Raw genomic sequence first — 16,928 nt, 5'->3', positions numbered from 1 at the left:
GGGGCTCGTTGGTCGGTGAACGTCGTCAGGATGCAGGCGATCATGACGACGTCAGCGCAGGCAAGCCAGCTTCCACCGAGGGGTGTGTGTGGCGGTAATGTTTCCAAATTATACGAGAGGTGGGTTTTCCAGGCGATGTTTGAGCTGGCCGAGGGCCACTGCCGACAGTTCAATCATGCGTTCATGCAAGGTGGCCAATTGCAATTCGGTTTCATAGGTCAATACACGTTTGAACAGCGTGCCGCCTTGATGGGGCAACAGGAAGTAGTGAATCGAGCCGTCGACGGCCAGGGAAGTGAACACGGTCTTGAATTCGCCGGGGCGCCGCGCGATCTGCACGCGGTAACTCAAGGGCACACGCACACCCAGCAAATCGATGAACTCGGTGAAACGTGCGCCGGGCGGGAGAGAACCGGTGGTGCCCGTATCGGCGCTGAGGGAGGTGGGGTGCCATTCGTGCCAGCGATCCGGTTGGGTCACGTAGTCATAAACGGCGTCGATGGGGGCCTGGATAAAGCGTTCCTGACTGATCCGCTCCAAGCGGACCGACTGCTCGGCTGCGCGCATGGCACACCTCCTGTGTGGCAGTAGTAATCACCTTGAACTGTCAGAATAGTCCCACTCCCGCACATTGCACGGGAGTGTTTCAGCCGTTTATCACTGCACCTTGAATCGACCCATCAACGCAATCACCCGACCATTCGCGTCCAGCAGGCTTTGAGTATTGGTTTCAGTGGCATGGCCGCTCTGCACCAACTCTTCGACCATTTGTCGGATCTGCACCATGCTGCGGTTGATCTCCTCGGTCACCGCGCTTTGCTGCTCGGCGGCCGTGGCGATCTGGGTGCTGAGGTTATTGATGTGGCTGACCGAGCCGGCCATTTCATCCAGCCCGGTGTTCACCCGCGCCGTGGCATCCGCGGCCGACTGGCAGCTGGCCTGGGTGTTTTCCATCGCGGCGACCGAGGAACTCACGCCTGCCGTCAGGCGGGTGAGCATTTCGTTGATCTGCGACGTGCTGGCCTGCGTGCGTGCGGCCAGCGCGCGGACTTCATCGGCCACCACCGCAAAACCACGGCCTTGCTCACCGGCACGCGCCGCTTCAATCGCGGCGTTGAGGGCGAGCAGGTTGGTCTGGCCGGCGATTGCGCCGATCACACCGAGGGTTTCGGTGATGCGCGCGGCATCCTGGCGCATGTTTTCCACGCTGTGGGTCGCACTGGACACTTCGCCGATCAACGCGCTGACACTGTTGGAGGCTTCACCGACGACCACGCGGGAACGGTCGGCGTGTTCGTTGGCGCGCTGGGTGAACGCTGCGGTTTCGGCGGCGTTTTGCGCAACGGTGTCGGCGGTGGAGCTCATTTCGGTGATGGCGGTGACGGTCTGGTCGGTTTCCGAGGCATGCCGTACCAGGATCTGGTTGGTGTGCGCCGACGTCCGCTGCAGTTGCTCAAGGCTTGACGACATAGCGCCGGTGGCTTGGGTGACTTCGCCGATCATGTTCTGCAGGTAGACAATAAAGCGGTTCACCGAGTGGCCGATGGCGCCCAATTCGTCTTCGGCGCGGATGGTGATGCGTCGGGTCAGGTCGGCATCGCCGGCGGACAGTGCGTCGATATTGGTTTTCAGCGACTTCATGCGCTGCACCAGTTGGCGGATCGCATACGCGGCGAGCAGCACCAGCAGCAGGACCATAGGGATTTGCAGCAAGGCCAGGGTGCCCAGCACGTCATCACGCTGGGCGGTAATCAGTGAGGTGGGCAGGGCGGTGGCGAGGAACCATGGCGTGCCACCGATAGGGCGCATGTAAAAAGTGCTGGCCACGCCCTGGTTGTCGAACTCGTTGCGTTGCAGCGCTTGGTCGCGGTGGGCCAGGGCTTTGCTGACCTGGGCCGCAAACGCCGAAGTGCCGGTGAGTTCGCTGATGTTCTTCAGCACCACCGGACCGCTGATGCGGGTGCTGTTGCTGATGATCTTGCCGTCACCTTCGACGATCAGCATTTGCCCGCCGATGTCTTTCTCTTTGCTGGCCACCAGGTCATTGAAGAAGCCCAGGGTCACGTCGATGGTCGCGACACCATAAGGCACGCCGTCGCGCTGGATGGCCATGGCGCAGTTGGTGCGCGGCTCCTGGCTGGCGTCGTCCTTGTAGGCGGCCGCCCAGGCACATTGACCGCGCGGCGAGGCCAAGCCACCTTTGTACCAGCTCTGGTCGTAATAGTTGGGCGCGGGGTCGCTGTTCCAGAACGTATTCACCGCCAGCTTGCCCGAGGCATCTCGGTGCCAGAACGTGCTGTGTTTGTTACGCCCCGGTGTGCGCTGGTTGGGCAACGGCCAGATCCCGCCCCCGAAGACTTTCAGCTCGCCATACTGGTCGACCAGGCCGGGCAGGACCTTGTCGATGGCATCGCTGTCGAGCAGTGGGATGGTCTGGGTGATGGTGCGTTGTTGGGACTGAACCTTGTTCAGTTCGCCCTGAATCTGCTCGGCGACCTCGGCGATGCGGTTGAGCACCACCTGTTCTTCTGTCTGTCGCAGCGTGGGCGCGACCAGCTGGCCGATGCCCACCACGGTCAACACAAATAACACCAGGACGAACAGCACCAGGAACAGGGTATAGCGGGCTTGGATAGAGCGCAGTGGGGGCATGAGGTCGTCCTTACGAAGCGTTTATTGTCGACGCGGCTTTGTTAGAGCTTCGTAGGGCTATCGGCTTGGGAAGGCGGAGCTTTAGGTACGGTCGTGCAAGAAAAAAGAGCGCCGGGTGAGTGTAATGCCAGTCAGTTAAGAAGCAGCAAGAGCGAAAAGTAACCCGTGGCGAGGGAGCTTGCTCCCGCTGGACTGCGTAGCAGTCCCAGTCTTTTGAAACAAAGAGCTGGGGCCGCTTCGCGACCCAGCGGGAGCAAGCTCCCTCGCCACAGGTACGGTGCTTACCCTTAACTGACTGGCATTTTATTCAGATATCCAACATGGCCATTACCGCCTCGGGGTAACGCAAGCCTGCGGTTGCCTCGATGGGGAAGATCGCCTCCAGTGCCGCGAGCTCTGCCTGGCTGAGGCTGATCGACACCGCCGCCGCGTTTTCTTCCAGATACCTGCGCTGCTTGGTGCCGGGGATCGGAATGATGAAGTCACCCTGCGCCAACACCCAGGCCAGCGCGAGTTGTCCGGCGCTCACGCCTTTGTCGGCTGCCAGCGTTTGTACCTGCTTCACCAGTTCGAGGTTTTTGCCAAAGTTCTCACCCTGGAAGCGCGGGCTGAACCGACGGTAGTCATCGGCACCGAAGTCATCCGGGTTTTTCAGCGCACCGGTTAGAAAACCACGGCCCAGCGGGCTGTAAGGCACGAACGCGATGCCCAGGCGCCGGCAGGCGGCGAGGCAGCCGTTGTGTTCCTGGTCGCGGCTCCACAGCGAGTACTCGCTTTGCAACGCGCTGATCGGGTGCACCTTGTGCGCGCGTTCAAGCGTCGCGGCCGAGGCTTCGCTCAAGCCCAGGTAGCGCACTTTGCCCTGCTGGACCAATTCGGCCATGGCACCGACGGTTTCTTCGATGGCGACGTCCGGGTCGATACGGTGCTGGTAATACAGATCGAGGGTCTCCACGCCCAGGCGTCGCAGCGTGCCGTTGATAGCCTCGCGGATGTAGTCGGGGCGGCCGTTCACGCCACGCTGCGCCGGGTGTGCCGGGTCGCGCACAATCCCGAACTTGCTGGCCAGGAACACCTGGTCACGTTTGCCGGCGATGGCTTGGCCAATCAGTTGTTCATTGGTGTGCGGGCCGTAGATGTCGGCGGTGTCGAGAAAGTTGATGCCCAACTCCAGCGCACGGTGCAGGGTCGCGGTGGCTTCGCGGGTGTCGCTGCCGGGTGTGTAGAAATCGCTCATGCCCATGCAGCCGAGGCCGATGGCGGAGACGAGCGGGCCGTTTGTTCCGAGTTGACGTGTGTGCATGGTTTCAGCGCCTTGGGTGGGAAGGCCTGCATTGTCACGCTCGACAAAATCGGGATAAACCGGCTAAAAGCACTATCACTATTCGTATTATCTGAATAATCAGTTCGAGGAGCTGCCTTTGGACCGTTTCAACGCAATGCGCGTGTTCACACGCATCGTCGAACTGCGTGGCTTCGCCAAGGCCGCCGACAGCCTGCAACTGCCGCGCGCGTCGGTGACCGTGCTGATCAAGCAGCTGGAAGCGCACTTGGGCGTGCAACTGTTGCAACGCACCACGCGGCAAGTCAGCCCGACGCTGGACGGTGCGGCGTATTACCAACGATGCGTGCAACTGCTGACCGACCTGGAAGAAACCGAGGCGGTCTTTTCCACCCTGCGACAGAACCCACGCGGCACGTTGAGCGTGGACATGCCCTCGGGAATCGGAAGGTTGATCGTGATCCCTGCGTTGCCCGCGTTCACCGCGCGCTACCCACAGATCGAACTGGAGGTCGGCCTTAACGACCGCCCGGTGAACCTGATCCGTGAGGGTGTGGATTGCGTGCTGCGTGGCGGCCTTGCGCTGGACGAGTCGCTGGTGGCGCGGCCGTTGGCGATGATGGATCAACTGACCCTGGCGAGTCCGGAGTATCTGGCGCGCAGGGGAGTGCCCGCGTCGCTTGATGACCTGGCCAACCATCAGATGGTCGAATACGTCTCCAGCGCGAGTGGCAAACGGTTTGGCCTGGAGTTCCAGGTCGGCGGCCACTTGCACACGTTGAACCTGTCGAAGGGCTTGGCGGTGAACAGTTCCGACGGCTATTTCGCCGCGTGTGAGGCCGGGTTCGGCTTGATCCAGGCGCCGCATTATCACGCGATGCGTCAATTGGCCGAGGGATCTTTAGTGGAAGTATTACCCCAGGTGAAGGTGCCAACCATGGCACTGTCGGCGTTGTACCCGCCGCATCGCCAATTGTCCCAGCGGGTACGGGTGTTTGTGGATTGGCTGGTAGCACTTTGCGCCCAGCCCGGCACCGGGTTACGGCGTGAGGTGGATGCGGGCTGATTGGTCGAGCCAAAGTTTTTCATCGCCTGTACCATAAGCGCCTGCCTGACGTGCTGGCGCTTATCTGCCGCGCAGGTCCGGCGATTCACACCGGCTCTATTCTTCAAGTTCAGGAACCCGTCATGACACAAAAGCAGCGTTTGAAGTACTCGATTCTGATTGCCCTGGCCGTACTGGCGACGATGTTTGGCCTGTCCTATTTGCAGAACACCGGGGTTATCAGCGAGAAGACATTCCAGACCATCGCCATTGCCGTCGCAGTGGTCGTGGTGGTGATCAACGGCATCATGCGCCGCAAGGTCAAGCTCTAAGCGACAGGGCGCCCATCAGGCGCGACCTTCGAGCACCTTGGCAGCCTCTTCATGGAGGCTGTAGCTTTTATCCGCATTGAGGGTGATCACGCCCTCGCTGCACAGGCGCTTGAGCACCTCGCGCACGCTGAGAAACGACAGCGGGATACCCAGCTCCAATAAATGGCTGTGTACGCCGCGCACACCCAGGGTGCGCTGGTTGTCGGCGGCGGTGAGCAGGGCGTCGATGACCTTCAGCCGGATCAGGCTGGTGCGCAAGCCAAAACACTTGAGCAAATGGCGGATACGCTGGTTGCCTTGCTGTTCGGGCACTTTGCCGAATGCCTGTGTACCGCTGCCGAAATTGGCCTCGGCAGCCGATGAATGTCCATCCGTGGGCACTTGCGGGTTGTACATGCAAAAACTCCTTTTCAGAGCCTGATCAGGAAAAAATGAGCGCTCTTAGTTAATAAGACGAACGAGCGAGCGAAATCATGAAGTGAAGGATGTAGAAATTTCGTCGGTATCCGTTTTGTCACATCCGCGCGGCCCCAACTAACTCTCCCTCCACGCTAAATTATTCCCGCTGGTTTGCGTTCTTACGGTGGGGTTATTGCCCCTTGTGAGGCGGTTAAATCTGACGGTGGAGTCTGCGTGATTATTTCCAATGGGTTGTCCAGGGTGTGTGTGGCCGGGGTATTGCTGGGGTTGAGCCTGGCTGCCACGGCGCGGGAGCAGGTGACGCAAGCGTCTGCGGATATCCGTCGTACCAGTTACGGCGTGCCGCATATCCGCGCCAATGATGAGCGTGGCTTGGGCTTCGGCATTGGCTACGCTTACGCCCAGGACAACCTGTGCCTGCTGGCCAATGAAGTCGTCACGGTGAATGGGCAGCGTGCCCGGTTCTTCGGCCCCGAACAGGCGACCCTGGAAGAGCGCAACAACCTGGCCAGCGATGTGTTCTTCAACTGGCTCAACCCGCCGGATGCGGTCGCCGCGTTCTGGAAAGCGCAGAGCCCGCAGATCCAGCAGCGTATCGAAGGCTATGTGGCCGGCTACAACCGTTACCTGAAAGAGCAGGGCGCTCCGGCACAGTGCCAGGCGGCCTGGGTGCGGCCATTGGTGGCTGAGGACTTGGTCAAATTGACCCGTAGGTTGCTGGTAGAGGGGGGCGTGGGGCAATTCGCCGAAGCCCTGGTCGGCGCGACGCCACCTCAAGCGACAGCCTCTGTGACGCGCAACGCGAAGGCTTTTGAGCTGGCTGCCGCCAACCAGCAGCGCTTCGCCTTCGATCGCGGCAGTAACGCGGTGGCGGTGGGACGTGACCGCTCGTTCAACGGGCGCGGCATGCTATTGGCGAACCCGCATTTCCCGTGGGTAGGCGGCATGCGTTTTTATCAGATGCACCTGACCATCCCCGGTCAGCTGGATGTGATGGGCGCTGCGTTGCCGGGCCTGCCGGTCATCAATATCGGCTTTAACCAGCATGTGGCGTGGACCCATACGGTGGATACGTCCAAGCACTTCACGCTGTACCGCCTGACCCTGGATCCCAAGGACGCCACGCGCTATATGCTTGATGGTAAGTCGGTGCCGCTGGATAAAACCACGGTGAACGTACAGGTCAAGCAAGCGGATGGCAGCCTCAAGGACCAGTCGCACACCGTCTATAGCTCGCCATTCGGCCCGGTGGTGCAATGGCCGGGCAAGCTCGACTGGGACAGCCACTACGCCTTCAGCCTGCGCGACGCCAACCTGGGCAATGACCGCGTGCTGCAACAGTGGTACGCGATGAACCGCGCCGCCAGCCTCAATGAACTGAAAACCTCGGTGCACACCCTGCAAGGCATCCCGTGGGTCAACACCCTGGCCGCGGATGACCAGGGCCAGAGCCTGTACATGAACCAGTCGGTGGTGCCCAACGTCAGCGCGGCCAAACTGGCGCAGTGCAGCGACCCGCGTGCCGGCCTGCAACTGATCCTGCTCGACGGTGCACACAGCGCCTGCGCCTGGGACATCGACCCGCGCGCGGCCCAGCCTGGGATCTTCGCGGCCGACCAATTGCCGCAACTGCAACGCACCGACTACGTCCAGCATTCCAACGACTCGGCGTGGCTGGCCAACCCGAAGGCGCCGCTCACGGGCTTCTCCCCGGTAATCAGCCAGGACCACATCGGCCTTGGCCCGCGCGCGCGTTTTGCCCTGCAGCGCCTGCAATCCCTGCAAAAACCGATCAGCGTCACCGACCTGCAAAACATGGTGATGGACAACGAGGTGTACCTGGCCGGCCAAGTCATGCCCGACCTGCTCGATTTCTGCGCCAAGCACCTCGGCGCCGACGCCAACGTCCTGCAACCCCTGTGCTCCAGCCTGAAAAACTGGGACCAACGCGCCAACCTCGACAGCGGCATAGGCCTGGTGCACTTCATCAACCTGGTGCAACAGCTGCAGCAAATCCCCGACGCCTGGCGCGTCGCCTTCGACCCGACCCAGCCGCTCACCACCCCACGCGGCCTGGCGATCGACCGCGCACCCGTGGCGAAAGCGCTGCGCGAAGCCATGCTGGCCTCCACTGCCGAGGTCGAAAAACTGGGCCTGACTGCCGACAGCACATGGGGCGATATCCAAGTCTCCGGCCAAACCCCAATCCACGGTGGCCCGCAGGAACTGGGGATCTACAACGCCATGCAAACCGTGCCCCGCGCCGACGGCAAGCGCGAAGTGGTCAGCGGCAGCAGCTACCTGCAAATCGTTACCTTCGACGACCAGGGCCCGCATGCCCAAGGCGTACTTGCGTTCTCCGAGTCCACGAACCCAGCCTCCGCGCATTCCAACGACCAGACCCAAGCGTTCTCCCAGAAAAAACTCAGCCCGCTGCCGTTCACCGAAGCCCAAATCAAGGCCGACCCGCAGTACCAGCAACTGCGCATCAAGGAGTAGGGCAGACGCGCAACCCCTTGATGGCATTACGAAATATTTTTGAAATCAAGGGGTTGCACGCGTTGGTAAATACGTACATAATGGCGCCCATCGAACGCAACGAAGCATTAAAAACTTCAATGTATTCAATGAGTTAGAGTAGAGGCAGGGTTATACAGCCCACTCAAGTTTTTATGCGGTGAGTGCTAGCAGTTGGGGCACTGATCGTTTGAGGCCGAGTAGCAAAATGGTTATGCAGCGGATTGCAAATCCGCCTACGCCGGTTCGATTCCGACCTCGGCCTCCACTCTTAGAAACCCCGTAGATTAACGTCTACGGGGTTTTTTATTGTCTACGGTTTGGTCATCGCTTCCGCAACTTTTCGGATCGCTTCCGCATCCCTACCTTTTTTCGGGAAATTTAAGACGCCGTTATCGTTATGCCCCTCTCCGATTGGACGTGGGATTGTGCTTGAGACTAAAGAGCCTGAGCGTCCACTAACGGCCCAGGCTGTGTGAAAACACATTTTTAGAACGATTCGGCCATGGGGGCATTCGACCAGGTTTTGAGGCACCATATGGTCTCTAAGAATCCAGCAGCTCGACGCAGTTCGCAAACCAAATCAGGAAGAATGAATGCCTTCCCGTCGCCGCCTCAGTAGTGTCTGTCAAAGTATTGCGCATCACGCTGCGAGCAGTCTGTCTTACGTACACCCACATCTGTTGCAAGCCCTCAAAGCGACCGGGGAATCGATCGCGACGGTGGATCTACTGAGTGCGACCCCATACCCGAAGGAGCTTCTCAGTCATCCCCACCTTCCCACCGCCCTCTCTTCACTACGTGATCGTTTTGAACAGATTTTGAAATCTGAAGGATTTTTAATAACCGACCTCAACGAGGCCAAGCTATTTTTCAAACCTGATGGCCAATACCGTGACGAGTATTGTTGCGAATGCCACGCAAGGTTGTCTCATTCAAGCGGCCGTAAATACTTTGCGGCAGTCAATTGCATGGGTAAATCCATTGTTCCCCAGCTTGCCAATATCTGACCAATCCCCTCCGGTAACGTCTTCAATCCAGATGAAAGCGAGCTTTGCTTTAAGGCCAAAAGTCGGAATACGCCGAGGATGATCTAAGCTTTTGTTCGTCTAGATCGTATCGGGGGCGATCATGAAACGATTCATTGAGGGTGAGACTCGGACGCAGGTGACGCTGCTGCCGGAGTGCTTGGACGATTATGTAGCCGAAGAAAATCCAGTGCGAGTGGTCGACGTTTTCGTCGATGAACTCGACCTCGGCGCACTTGGTTTTGAGGGCGTCGATCCTGCCGCAACGGGTCGTCCGGCCTACCACCCAGCGGTGTTGCTGAAGATCTATATCTGCGGCTATCTCAATCGGATTCAGTCCAGCCGCCGACTTGAGCGTGAGGCCGAGCGCAACGTCGAGTTGATGTGGCTAACGGGGCGTTTGGCTCCGGACTTCAAAACCATTGCCGACTTTCGCAAAGACAACGGAAAAGCCATTCGCAGCGTATGCCGCCAGTTCGTAGTTCTTTGCCGCAACCTCAATCTCTTCTCTCAGTCGATCATCGCCATCGACGGCAGCAAATTCAAAGCCGTCAATAATCGCGACCGCAACTTCACTCAGGGCAAGGTGAAGGTACGCATGCAGCAGATTGAGCAGAGCATTGATCGCTATCTGGCGGCGATGGATTCGGCGGATCGGGCCACGCCCGAAGTGGCCGAGGCCAAAGCAGAGCGGCTTAAAGAAAAGATAGAAACACTGAAAAAGCAGATGCAGAAACTCAAGGAAATCGAGGCGCAGCTCCACGAAAGTCCAGACCAGCAGATCTCCCTCACAGACCCAGATGCACGCTCAATGGCCACGAGCGGCCGAGGCACCTACAACGTACAAAGAGCTGTCGACGACAAACACCATCTGATCGTTGCCCATGAGGTGACCAACGTTGGTAATGATCGTGGGCAACTGAGCAATATGGCGAACCAAGCGCGTGAAGAAATCGAGGCTGAATTGCTAACGGTGGTGGCCGACCGAGGCTATTACAAAGGTCTGGAAATCCTTGCTTGCGAGCAAGCCGGCATCACTACCTTCGTACCGAAACCCCTCACATCTGGCAGCAAAGCCGAAGGCAGATTCGGCAAGCAGGATTTCATTTATCTTATTGCGTCGGACGAGTATCGATGCCCTGCGGGGCAGTTACTAACCAGGCGGGATTCGTCGATGGAAGACGGCATGTTATTGCATTGTTACTACTTCTCGGGCTGCCAGTCCTGCTCAATGCAAAAGCAATGTACGACGGGTAAGGAGCGCCGTGTGAAGCGCTGGGAACATGAGGCGGTAGTCGACGCGATGCAGGTTCGGCTAGAACATGATCCAGCGATGATGAGGGTTCGTCGACAGACCGTTGAACATCCTTTTGGAACGCTCAAATACTGGATGGGAAGTACCCACTTCCTGACCAAAACCTTGCCGAGGGTGAGCACTGAGATGAGCCTTCATGTGCTCGCCTACAACCTCAAGCGAATGATGAGCATCTTCGGCATTGCAGCACTGCTTGAGGCGATCAGGGCGTGAATCCAGCCGCCTGGCTCGCCAGTTAGTAGCCGTTTGGGCCACCGATGCGGCCCAAACGGCATTACGAACTTCTATGTCACTGACTAAGCTAATTCGCTCTTCCGCCCGCTGATTCCAAAGGCAACGTTCGCGACTCTCAGTTTTCGAGGTGTTTAGCGCGTTTTCACACAGCCTGGATCAGAAGCGGACGCTCGACTTATTCTGCCTTCCCGAATCTCGTTCGGTATAAAGTCGATAATCACCTATTCGCATTCGATATAATCAACCCCGCCGTGCTCACATCAAAAGCTTACGCACTATATTTTCTTCTGTGTTTTTCTCAATAGCGATGAAGTTTTTCAGAAGATGCTCGTTCACAGAGACTGTAGTCGGGTGGTTATATCCCTGATGTGTCCCGGCAGAAAAGAACGCGGGAGATCCGGGCACGCAGTCAACAACGGACCTAGCACTTGCTAAATCCCCGTGATGAGGAACAATTACCGCACTATAGACCTCGCTGAGCAGTTCCTGAATACTCGTATTGGCATCGGTAGCGAACCGATGATAAGCGTAATCACCAGGGGCTAAGGCAAGCTTGCCGTCTTTGTAGAAAGTAGTAACCAAGCATTGGCCATTGCTGTCTAGTTGGCTAGGATCGCTTCTATAAATTCGAAGGAACACGTTTACTGCAAGCCTTATAAAGGTGTTACTTACTTGAACAATTTTTTTCTTAATAATTTTATCATTGAAAACTGGTGGCCTATCTCCGGAAGGAACATAGATTTTTTTAATTTTATTCCTCAGTTTCGTATCCCACGCTAGAATCCTCCAGTGATCCGAGTCAAAGTGCGAAATCAGGAGGTTTAGTTCGTCCAATTTATCCGTCACAAGGTGTAGATCGTTACTCAATTTAGGGTATTTAGGCCTAAGAACCGGCTTTCCTGCCCCCATATCAAGAAGCATCCCCCACGTGCCATTGTGAACTATTGAGCACATTCCCTGGCCCACATGAAATGACTCTAATACGAAGTTGCCGCCGAAATATTTATCCTCCAAGCGCAGATCCAATAAAAGGGTTTCCGGATTATTCACAACCCATTTCCCGGACGAGATCATAGATGCTCTTATCGAGAAAAGTGATTGGCTTGGTGGCCTGACGTCCAACCCTGGATCCCCAACCACTCCAAGCTCCTTTATTTCAAAATATCTAGGTGGATCCTCCGAGAATGTTGAGTAAAAGTAGTTGAGTGCATAATTACTTGGATTTATACGTAATAAATACCAACGATTGTGTTGCTCTGAAAGACCCTCGAAAGCATATATAAAATCCCGAGTATCTCTATTCGATTTTCGTTTGTGAAGAATCTCTGCAAATTTCCAGAGATCAACATCCATAATAAATGTCTCGACTCCCTCTTCATGATTAAAAGTATTTTGGCTCGCTACTTCTATACCTATGAATCTTACGCATAAGCCTCCTTGCAAATAATCTTTGCTTGCACGGAACGTATCGACCTTGCAATAAAATAGATTGTCTGTTGTATGCTGTTCTGCTGGTGCACTTTCCATAGTTTCCCGCCTCTCAAAAGTTAAACACTCAAAGACATGTACCTTGGTGCATTATGTATTGATTTTATTGTGAAGTTATTCAGACCTTAGGTCAGCGGTCGTCAGGGCAAAGTCTGCTGATTTCGCAAAATTTCTTGCCTATGTATCGTATGCCCCATACCATAGAAGAATAAGTAGGGAGTTCGAAGTAATCACTCTCGATCCTCGCCTATATAGTGAACTCTATGCCTAGCAACCCTATCACGCGGATGGTGGCATTAAGATCCAAGTGGGAGCACACTTCATACAGCTAGTGACGAAACGTGGTAACGATGGTATTTGCATAGCACCACGACGCTGCCAGATAGCCTTGTTCTCTGGTACTTCATACAGGGCAAGCCGAGGGTAAATATAACTATGAAATATGGCGAATCCAACGAACTTTAGTACCCGTTGATCCATCTAGCCGCTGAATGAGGCTTTTCTCCCGCATTCCAGAAAACACGGACGTTGCTTGCTCTGAAGATAGAATGCCGGCGAGATCGCGTAGTTGAGCATTGCTGATCGAACCGTGATTATCGATGAAGCCTAATACCAACTCTTCGACTGGCTTGTTGGTTCTGTAATACAGAGTTACCACAACGTAATTTCCAGACTCTTGAACTACGGGATTAACTAATCCCCATCCATTCATTTTCTGGAAGGCAGTATTCATACCCTCACCTAAGTCTTTGTTTGGCATGGCGCTATACTTAGACAGCAAGCGTACAATTTTAGGGTTTCTTGATGAGCGATTGTCAAGAATATTGTCGACAGTTACCAGCCCTGGCAGCCGACCAGGACTTTTAAATTCAATCCTGTTATTAAATATACTGACTAGAACATTGTCAGATATGGAGTAGTCTCGGTGAATAACCGAGTTTACCAGAATTTCCCAAATGGTTTCGTCGGGAAACGATATTGGCTGATATCCCTCAAGCGTCCAAGCAAAACACTTTTGAAGAAATCCCTTAATAATCTCGAAAGATTGCAATATTTGCTGATAGAGCGAGGCCTCTACGCTAACGTTATCCGAGGTCAAAGCATCCCGATCAATTTCATCCTCCCTTGTGTCGTACCTAACAATTCTAATTGCACACTGGTGCGCCATCATCGAAGAAGGGTTGTCAGCAAATAAAAGAACCGATGATGCTTTTGGAATCCAGGAATCGTCATGGATAAGATGCTCTTGCAATAAAAAGTCTAAAGGATCCTTGTTTGTTACCGGTAACTGATATAGGTAACCTGATAGCGCGGCGCTCTTTTCGATATCGTCTACTTTGGCGGTCACCACATCCATGTCCTCAGCGGAAATGGTGCCTTTAGCGTGCGCTAACTCCATCAGCTTAATGCTGCCCTTAACTGGAAGTGATTGCGCCCCCTTTCTTACATAAACTATTTTATCCGCTGTCTCGTGAACTTTTAGTCCCTTATTTACAGTGACTTTAAGAACGTAAGCTCTGGACATGGATTTTCGTTTCAGGAAAGTAAATCTAAAATCCACAGAAGGATTTAGAGATACTATTGACTCTATGTGTTGATTGAAAGCTTCGCGCGAGTCAGCTCCGACCCAACGTTTAAGTGGATTAGCATCGGTTTTTTCATCTGCGATACCGATAAGAACGTCTCCACCGTCGGAGTTAGCAAACGCTACTACAATTTTCTGTATTTTTGCAGGCTGTATTGCGAAAGCTTTTCTATCAAAAAAGTCACCCTCATCTTCCGTGCAATAAAAAATAGCTTCTACATCGTCAATTTCCCGCAGCATATAAAATCCCTTTTAGTTTTGACTTTTATACTTTCATAAAGCTCGAATTCGAGTGACCTTCATGATATCAAAAAGACATCGCGCTTGGGAATTCACGATCGTGAAGAAAAATTCGGCCTCTGGGTGAGGTGCAACTGTTCATCCGCAGAGCTTTACTGCCAAGAGTCGCAATGTCCCAGTGGAGGTTAGAATTCTGTGACCGGAACTCGCTCTATTCGCTGCATCGAATGTCTACTATGGTCGAATCCAGCCCGAATATAAGCGTCTGCTTTTGGCCGTTTTCTGCCTATCGTACTGAATCGCCCCGGGTTTTCTAGACACCTTGCAAGCATGGCGACAAGGCCCAAAAACAGTCCCAAAACTCCAAGCGTAACCTTCCTGAGGGGGGGCGGTCTGTGGCCTAGCGACATGGCTGTGGTTTTGGTACACCAAGTACCCGCCAGTCCTTGCCCAACACTCCTCTCACCTTTGGATTGCAAATCCGGCTACGCTGGTTCGATTCCGACCTCTGCCTCCACTCTTAAAACCCAGTAGGTCAATGATCTACGGGGCTCTATATTGCCTGGGATTTGAGAAGCGCTGCCGTACCTTGCGCCTTGGCGGAGGGCGAAATGTACTAGCAAGGGCGTCGGCTGCCTCGACTACACAGGTTTCGCAGGTGCGTCATGAGACCCAGGATTCAAACCGGCAACCGGAATTGCTTGCGCAAGCTCTTATCAAACACCCCGGCGGGAGCGAAGCGGCGCAGCAGGCTGATTTGTTTCGCTGCCTTCCCGGCCGTGTAGCGAAGCTTGGGGTGAATATCGCTCGCCGCTTCTACGACTACCGTCGCTACGACTTCTGGACGATCGGCGTTGGGCATCACATCGGCCAGCAGCGCCTTGAACCCGGCGCGCGCCTGGTCGTACTCCTTCAGCGGTGAGTCCGGTTCTATGCTGTTCTGATCGAAGACGGTTCTTACGAATGCCGGCTCGATAATCGAGACTCGGATATTGAAGGCGCGCACCTCGTGATCAAGGGATTCCGAATAGCCCTCGAGCGCGTGTTTGACCGCTGAGTAATGAGCGGAGTAGGGCGCGGGCACTAACCCCAAGATCGATCCGATATTGATGATGCGTCCCTGGCCCTTTGCCCGCATTGACGGTAATACCGCATGGGTCATGCGGATTACGCCGAACAGGTTGACGTCGAACAGTGCCTGCACCTGCGAGATCGAGAACTCTTCCGCGCCACCCAGCAGGCCGACGCCAGCATTGTTGACCAGAAGGTCGATCCGCCCGGTCCGCGCAAGTACAGTGGAAACGAGGGCGCTGACAGCGTCGTCATCGGTCACATCACAGACGAGCATGGTCACCTGGGTTGGCGTGTCGGTGGCCTTGCGGCTCGTGCCGAACACCGTGTATCCCGCCCGTACCAGCGCCTCAGCGGTCGCGCGACCAATGCCCGATGAGGCGCCGGTCACGATCGCGGTTCTTTCGGAAGATGTACTCATTTGCTGCTCCAAGTGTGCGGCTCAATCAAAACGTCTTTCGTGGACGAAGAGGAGGCGATAGTTATTTGACTTTTATGACGACTTTGCCCTTGGATCTTCCTTGTTCGACATAGCTCAAGGCGTCGGCGGTCGAGTCGAAGGTAAATGTGCGGTCGATCACCGGTTTGATACTGCCGGACTCAACCAGCGCCGTTATCTTGTCCAGCTGCGCGCCACTGGCACGCATAAATACGAACGCATAACTGACTTTCTTGTTTCGCGCTTTCCTGCGGATACCGCTGCTCAACAGACGCATCACCAGGCCCAGTACCCAGGGCAACTTTTGCGCTTGGGCAAACGCCGGCGTCGGTGGCCCGGAGATGGATATCAGTTGGCCTCCCGGCTTCAGAATGCTCAGCGATTTTTCCAGTTCATCCGCGCCCAGGCTGTTTATTACGACGTCGTAATCCTGGAGAACTTGTTCAAACTTTTGCGTCTTGTAGTCAATCACGACGTCTGCCCCGAGTGCCTTGACCCACTCCACGTTAGCTGTGCTGGTGGTCGTCGCGACAAAGGCACCCAGATGCTTGGCGAGCTGGATGGCGACGCTGCCTACGCCGCCGGAGCCCGCCTGGATGAAGACCTTCTGACCCTGTTTCAGCCTGGCGCTGTCAACCAGCACTTGCCACGCCGTCAACGCAACCAGCGGGAGGGCGGCGGCCTCTTCCATGCTGAGGTTTTCAGGTTTCAATGCCAGTGCGTTTTCATCTACCGCAATCAGTTCCGCGAAGGTGCCTATGCGCGCCTGAGGAGGGCGTGCGTACACCTCATCACCCGGCTTGAAGCGCCGCACGGAGGCTCCTACGCGGACCACCACCCCCGCCAGGTCATTACCCAATATCAGCGGGAATGAGTACGGCAGGATCAGTTTGAATTCGCCCGTCCTGATCTTCGCGTCGAGCAGGTTGACGCTTGTGGCATGCACCTGAACAAGCACGTCATGGGCGCCCACTTCAGGGGCGGGCATTTCGCTGATGCGTCCATTCTTTTTGCCGTAACGGTCGATCGAGAATGCCTTCATTTTGATTCAGCTCTCATGGCGTTCAATGGAACTTGACCGCCTCTGTTATTCAGGGATCCGCGTCAAGATTTGGTATGAAAAAGGGGCATGGCAGCCTAATGCCAGTCAGCTAAGAAGCTGCAAGAGCGAAAAGTAACCCGTGGCGAGGGAGCTTGCTCCCGCTGGACTGCGCAGCAGTCCCAGTCTTTTGAAACCAACAGCTGGGGCCGCTTCGCGACCCAGCGGGAGCAAGCTCCCT

The 16,928-nt window shown here is 55.7% G+C and carries 13 protein-coding genes and 1 tRNA gene; 6 read left to right on the top strand and 8 right to left on the bottom strand.

Annotated features, from left to right (window positions below):
• Nucleotides 1-108: 108 nt before the first annotated feature.
• The 3 genes from ACI512_RS20485 to ACI512_RS20475 all read right to left on the bottom strand — a co-directional run bounded on the left by ACI512_RS20485 (nucleotide 109) and on the right by ACI512_RS20475 (nucleotide 3,955).
• The gene (locus ACI512_RS20485; RefSeq protein ID WP_064053481.1) at nucleotides 109-567 is read right to left on the bottom strand and encodes an SRPBCC family protein; all 459 of its coding nucleotides are present in this window, start codon (nucleotides 565-567) and stop codon (nucleotides 109-111) included.
• Nucleotides 568-657: 90 nt separating this feature from the next.
• Complete coding sequence (locus tag ACI512_RS20480) at nucleotides 658-2,652, bottom strand: methyl-accepting chemotaxis protein (protein WP_012724516.1); 1,995 nt, start codon at nucleotides 2,650-2,652, stop codon at nucleotides 658-660.
• Nucleotides 2,653-2,959: 307 nt separating this feature from the next.
• Nucleotides 2,960-3,955 carry an aldo/keto reductase gene (locus tag ACI512_RS20475; protein WP_236383481.1) on the bottom strand — a complete coding sequence of 332 codons (996 nt, stop codon included), beginning with the start codon at nucleotides 3,953-3,955 and terminating at the stop codon, nucleotides 2,960-2,962.
• A 118-nt stretch (nucleotides 3,956-4,073) separates the two neighbouring features.
• Here ACI512_RS20475 and ACI512_RS20470 point away from each other — a divergent pair, with 118 nt between their 5' ends.
• Together ACI512_RS20470 and ACI512_RS20465 are read left to right on the top strand one after the other, a co-directional pair.
• Entirely contained in the window at nucleotides 4,074-5,000 is a 927-nt protein-coding gene (locus ACI512_RS20470; RefSeq protein ID WP_236383483.1) for a LysR family transcriptional regulator, read from the top strand.
• 122 nt (nucleotides 5,001-5,122) lie between these two features.
• The gene (locus tag ACI512_RS20465) at nucleotides 5,123-5,311 is read left to right on the top strand and encodes a hypothetical protein (protein ID WP_010210250.1); all 189 of its coding nucleotides are present in this window, start codon (nucleotides 5,123-5,125) and stop codon (nucleotides 5,309-5,311) included.
• Nucleotides 5,312-5,326: 15 nt separating this feature from the next.
• Here the strand turns inward: ACI512_RS20465 and ACI512_RS20460 are convergent, their stop codons facing one another.
• The gene (locus ACI512_RS20460; protein ID WP_236383485.1) at nucleotides 5,327-5,707 is read right to left on the bottom strand and encodes a fe2+ zn2+ uptake regulation protein; all 381 of its coding nucleotides are present in this window, start codon (nucleotides 5,705-5,707) and stop codon (nucleotides 5,327-5,329) included.
• A 237-nt stretch (nucleotides 5,708-5,944) separates the two neighbouring features.
• Between ACI512_RS20460 and ACI512_RS20455 the strand changes: the two genes are divergently transcribed.
• From ACI512_RS20455 to ACI512_RS20440, 4 genes are all read left to right on the top strand, one after another.
• A complete protein-coding gene (locus tag ACI512_RS20455; RefSeq protein WP_236383486.1) occupies nucleotides 5,945-8,230 on the top strand; it encodes an acylase in 2,286 nt (761 codons plus the stop codon).
• Between the two features lie 212 nt (nucleotides 8,231-8,442).
• Nucleotides 8,443-8,516, top strand: a tRNA-Cys gene (locus tag ACI512_RS20450).
• 328 nt (nucleotides 8,517-8,844) lie between these two features.
• Nucleotides 8,845-9,258 (top strand): hypothetical protein, encoded by a 414-nt coding sequence (locus ACI512_RS20445; RefSeq protein ID WP_152748571.1) that lies wholly within the window; start codon nucleotides 8,845-8,847, stop codon nucleotides 9,256-9,258.
• 121 nt (nucleotides 9,259-9,379) lie between these two features.
• Entirely contained in the window at nucleotides 9,380-10,804 is a 1,425-nt protein-coding gene (locus ACI512_RS20440; protein WP_405121294.1) for an IS1182 family transposase, read from the top strand.
• A gap of 276 nt (nucleotides 10,805-11,080) precedes the next feature.
• Here ACI512_RS20440 and ACI512_RS20435 read toward each other — a convergent pair whose 3' ends face one another.
• The 4 genes from ACI512_RS20435 to ACI512_RS20420 all read right to left on the bottom strand — a co-directional run bounded on the left by ACI512_RS20435 (nucleotide 11,081) and on the right by ACI512_RS20420 (nucleotide 16,690).
• On the bottom strand, nucleotides 11,081-12,352 hold the full coding sequence (locus ACI512_RS20435; protein WP_405121293.1) for a hypothetical protein: 1,272 nt from the start codon (nucleotides 12,350-12,352) through the stop codon (nucleotides 11,081-11,083).
• Nucleotides 12,353-12,746: 394 nt separating this feature from the next.
• Entirely contained in the window at nucleotides 12,747-14,138 is a 1,392-nt protein-coding gene (locus ACI512_RS20430; RefSeq protein ID WP_405121292.1) for an RNA-binding domain-containing protein, read from the bottom strand.
• A gap of 679 nt (nucleotides 14,139-14,817) precedes the next feature.
• Nucleotides 14,818-15,630 carry an oxidoreductase gene (locus ACI512_RS20425; RefSeq protein WP_236380679.1) on the bottom strand — a complete coding sequence of 271 codons (813 nt, stop codon included), beginning with the start codon at nucleotides 15,628-15,630 and terminating at the stop codon, nucleotides 14,818-14,820.
• Nucleotides 15,631-15,691: 61 nt separating this feature from the next.
• Complete coding sequence (locus ACI512_RS20420) at nucleotides 15,692-16,690, bottom strand: NADP-dependent oxidoreductase (protein WP_236380676.1); 999 nt, start codon at nucleotides 16,688-16,690, stop codon at nucleotides 15,692-15,694.
• Nucleotides 16,691-16,928: the final 238 nt, after the last annotated feature.

This window comes from Pseudomonas petroselini (genome assembly GCF_045037875.1).
GTDB classification, from domain to species: Bacteria; Pseudomonadota; Gammaproteobacteria; order Pseudomonadales; family Pseudomonadaceae; genus Aquipseudomonas; species Aquipseudomonas petroselini.
The sequence above is the reverse complement of the archived record's forward strand: the minus strand, read 5'-3'. Positions and strand labels throughout refer to the sequence as shown.

What these genes read in the sequence shown, in the direction of transcription:
- ACI512_RS20485 (WP_064053481.1), bottom strand. Translation starts at nt 567, where the DNA reads ATGCGCGCAGCCGAGCAGTCGGTCCGCTTGGAGCGGATCAGTCAGGAA.
- ACI512_RS20480 (WP_012724516.1), bottom strand. Translation starts at nt 2,652, where the DNA reads ATGCCCCCACTGCGCTCTATCCAAGCCCGCTATACCCTGTTCCTGGTG.
- ACI512_RS20475 (WP_236383481.1), bottom strand. Translation starts at nt 3,955, where the DNA reads ATGCACACACGTCAACTCGGAACAAACGGCCCGCTCGTCTCCGCCATC.
- ACI512_RS20465 (WP_010210250.1), top strand. Translation starts at nt 5,123, where the DNA reads ATGACACAAAAGCAGCGTTTGAAGTACTCGATTCTGATTGCCCTGGCC.
- ACI512_RS20460 (WP_236383485.1), bottom strand. Translation starts at nt 5,707, where the DNA reads ATGTACAACCCGCAAGTGCCCACGGATGGACATTCATCGGCTGCCGAG.
- ACI512_RS20445 (WP_152748571.1), top strand. Translation starts at nt 8,845, where the DNA reads ATGCCTTCCCGTCGCCGCCTCAGTAGTGTCTGTCAAAGTATTGCGCAT.
- ACI512_RS20440 (WP_405121294.1), top strand. Translation starts at nt 9,380, where the DNA reads ATGAAACGATTCATTGAGGGTGAGACTCGGACGCAGGTGACGCTGCTG.
- ACI512_RS20435 (WP_405121293.1), bottom strand. Translation starts at nt 12,352, where the DNA reads ATGGAAAGTGCACCAGCAGAACAGCATACAACAGACAATCTATTTTAT.
- ACI512_RS20430 (WP_405121292.1), bottom strand. Translation starts at nt 14,138, where the DNA reads ATGCTGCGGGAAATTGACGATGTAGAAGCTATTTTTTATTGCACGGAA.
- ACI512_RS20425 (WP_236380679.1), bottom strand. Translation starts at nt 15,630, where the DNA reads ATGAGTACATCTTCCGAAAGAACCGCGATCGTGACCGGCGCCTCATCG.
- ACI512_RS20420 (WP_236380676.1), bottom strand. Translation starts at nt 16,690, where the DNA reads ATGAAGGCATTCTCGATCGACCGTTACGGCAAAAAGAATGGACGCATC.